Origin of the sequence: Phenylobacterium sp., assembly GCF_004799395.1 — a bacterium.
Lineage (GTDB): Bacteria > Pseudomonadota > Alphaproteobacteria > Caulobacterales > Caulobacteraceae > Phenylobacterium.
Genome location: NZ_SSMZ01000122.1, coordinates 1 through 2,199, shown reverse-complemented (window position 1 = coordinate 2,199; position 2,199 = coordinate 1). Strand labels below are relative to the sequence as shown.

At 70.4% G+C, this 2,199-nt stretch carries 2 protein-coding genes and 1 pseudogene; 1 reads left to right on the top strand and 2 read right to left on the bottom strand.

Annotation, left to right across the window (positions count from 1 at the left end; genetic code table 11):
• Together E8A12_RS08395 and E8A12_RS08390 are read right to left on the bottom strand one after the other, a co-directional pair.
• Positions 1 to 383: pseudogene (locus E8A12_RS08395) on the bottom strand (2-hydroxyacid dehydrogenase); the annotation flags it as partial.
• A 70-nt stretch (positions 384 to 453) separates the two neighbouring features.
• Positions 454 to 1,452: a 6-bladed beta-propeller gene (locus E8A12_RS08390; protein ID WP_293367573.1), complete on the bottom strand. Its 999-nt coding sequence runs from the start codon at positions 1,450 to 1,452 to the stop codon at positions 454 to 456.
• Positions 1,453 to 1,675: 223 nt separating this feature from the next.
• Here E8A12_RS08390 and E8A12_RS08385 point away from each other — a divergent pair.
• Positions 1,676 to 2,199, top strand: a 524-nt coding sequence (locus tag E8A12_RS08385) for an MFS transporter (protein WP_293367571.1), incomplete at its 3' end; no start/stop codon positions are given.

The window sequence follows — 2,199 nt, the reverse complement described above, 5'->3', positions numbered from 1 at the left end:
TGCTTCCAGCGCCCCTCGCGCACGATACGGTCGAGGTTCGGGATGTTGCGCCAGGCCGCCAGCATGAGGCCTATCGCATGGTCGGCCACATCCTCGGCGTTCAGGCCCCGCGCATGGGAGACCTCGATGCCGTTCGCCCGGCACCAGGCCACGTCGATCCCGTCGTAACCCACGCTGACACAGGCGATCAGTCCCAGCCCCGGCAGGCTCGCCAGGAACTCCGGCGTCAGCACGACCTCGCCGGCATGGACAATGCTCCGAACGTGCGGCCGTTGTTCCTCGGTGAGTTCCCAGGCGCGCGTGGTCGCAAGGCCGCCCTGCTGGAACGCGGGCTCCAAGACCGTCAGGAACGGCACAGCGATCAAGGCCAGCGGCTCGGACATGAGGGCAAACTCCTTTGGCGCTCGGCGCGGGGCCGGAAAGCGCCGCTTGTAGCGGGATGGGGCGCGCCCGTCAGGGCCGTGCGGGCTTGAACCAGATGACGTGATCGCCTGCCGTGGTGATCGGCTCGCCGGCGGCGGTCACCTCGACGCCGTGCAGCACATGCTCGCCGTCGACGTCCAGGTGACCCAGCAGCTTGCCGGTCCTGGCGTCGATCTTTACGACCCAGCCCGGCGCGCCGGTCGGCAGGGTGAATGGCGCCATGCCCGCCCACAGCACGTCGCCCACAAGCTTGATCGAATAGGTGCGGCCCAGCCCGTCGATCTCGCCAAGGAACCTGCCGTCGAGGTCGAACTTCTCGATCCGCCCGTTCTCGCGGTCCGCCACATAGACGGTTCCGTCGACGCCAATCTGCAGGGCGTGCGGCAGGTGGAATTGGCCGGGACCGGCGCCGTGCTCGCCCCACTGGCGCAGCCGCTTGCCTTCGGCGCTGTACTCCAGCACCCGGGCGTTGCCGTAGCCATCGGTGATGAACAGGCGTCCATTCGGGCCGAAGGCGATGTCGCTCGTGCCGTTGAAGGGCCCCTTGGTCTGTGGCTGCTCGCCCACGTCGATGGTCATGAGCACCTTGCCGGTCGGCGAATATTTGATCACTCGGGAGGCCGCGGCGTCGACGGTCCAGATGTCGCCCAAGGGGTCGATGCGGATGGCGTGCGGAATGGCGTAGCCGCCGGCGCCCCACGAGCGCAGCACCTTGCCCTGCCGGTCGAGCACGACCACCGGATCGGCCTTGTCGCCGCGCTGCAACTCGATCAGGTCGCCAGCCTTGTCGAGGGCCATCCAGGAGACCATGCCGGACTCCCAGCCAGGGCGGGGCGGCTTGGCGGCGAAGGTCGTGGCGACGAAGGGCAGCTTCGGCGAAGCCTCGATCCGGGCCCGGAGGTCCGCGGCGGCGCGCTCCGCGGCGGGCCCGCTCGCCGGCGGTTGCGCCAGACTCTGGGCGGCCGCCAGGGCGAACAGCAGCGCTAGGCCGCCCGCGATGGCTGGCATGGCGCGTCGGCGCTGGCGCATGAGCATTTCCCCCAAGCCTGAAGCTGCGCGGACGCGGACGGCGCTGTCAATCGACCCCACCCACGCCCCGCACGCTTGACTGAACGAACGCCGCTCGGCACAAGCCGCCCGGTGAGCGGCGCGGCGGCCTGAAAATTCCTCGCTCACCGTAGCTCCGCCCGTCGTTGCGGCGATCGGCGGCCCAGCGGTCGTTCGACCGCATTCCAGCCGTCAGACCCAACCCATGCCTTCCCCATCCACGCCCAAGAGCCCGCTTTGGCGGCAGGGCGACTTCTTGCGCCTCTGGGGCGCACAGACCGTGTCCGACTTCGGGGCGCGGATCACTCGCGAGGGCCTGCCGATGATGGCGGTGCTGGGCTTGGCGGCCACGCCGGTCCAGCTCGGGTGGCTCTACGCGCTATCGGCCGGGCCCGCCCTGCTGGTCGGTCTCGCCGCGGGCGACTTCGTGGACCACACCGCGCGACGCCCGGTGCTGATCGCCGCCGACCTGGCGCGGGCCGCGATCCTGATCACCCTGCCCATCGCCGCCTGGCTGCATCTGCTCAGCATGTTGCAGGTCTACGCCGCCGCGGCCCTGGTGGGCGCGGGCAGCCTGCTCTTCGACATCGCCGACCACGCCTACCTGCCCGGCCTGGTCGGCAGAGACCTGATCACCGACGCCAACGCCAAACTCAGCGCCACCGAGGCGGTGGCGGAAATGGGCGGCCCGGCGCTGGCGGGCCTGCTCTTCCAGTGGTTGACCGCGCC

Coding starts and splice junctions, on each gene's coding strand:
- E8A12_RS08390 (WP_293367573.1), bottom strand. CDS start 1,452: ATGCGCCAGCGCCGACGCGCCATGCCAGCCATCGCGGGCGGCCTAGCG.